This window comes from Arthrobacter pascens, from assembly GCF_017052465.1.
GTDB classification, from domain to species: Bacteria; Actinomycetota; Actinomycetes; order Actinomycetales; family Micrococcaceae; genus Arthrobacter; species Arthrobacter pascens.
In genome coordinates this window covers 1-424 of record NZ_JAFHKT010000019.1, presented here as the reverse complement: position 1 = coordinate 424, position 424 = coordinate 1, and the positions used below count along the sequence as shown (strand labels likewise).

The window sequence follows — 424 nt, the reverse complement described above, 5'->3', positions numbered from 1 at the left end:
TCAACAAATTAGGAGAAAGATGACTTCGAACATCTCTGCGCCTGCCGTGTCCACGACACAGTCCGGCGCTCCTGTCACGTCCGATGCCCATTCCAAGGCTGTCGGCGCCGACGGCGCCATCATCCTCACGGACCACTACCTTGTGGAGAAGCTCGCCCAGTTCAACCGCGAGCGGGTCCCGGAGCGCGTGGTGCACGCCAAGGGCGGCGGCGCGTTCGGCACGTTCAAGACCACCGAGGACATCTCGGCGTACACCAAGGCCGCGTTCCTGCAGCCCGGTGTGGAGACCGAGATGCTGATCCGTTTCTCCTCGGTCGCGGGCGAGAACGGCTCCCCGGACACCTGGCGGGACCCGCGCGGTTTCGCGGTGAAGTTCTACACCTCCGAGGGCAACTACGACCTCGTGGGCAACAACACCCCGGTG

The 424-nt window shown here is 64.6% G+C and carries 1 protein-coding gene; it reads left to right on the top strand.

Features of this window, described 5'->3' with window-relative positions; genetic code table 11:
• Positions 1–19: 19 nt before the first annotated feature.
• Positions 20–424: catalase (locus tag JYA52_RS00085; protein WP_205651146.1), on the top strand; the 405-nt coding region annotated here is incomplete at its 3' end.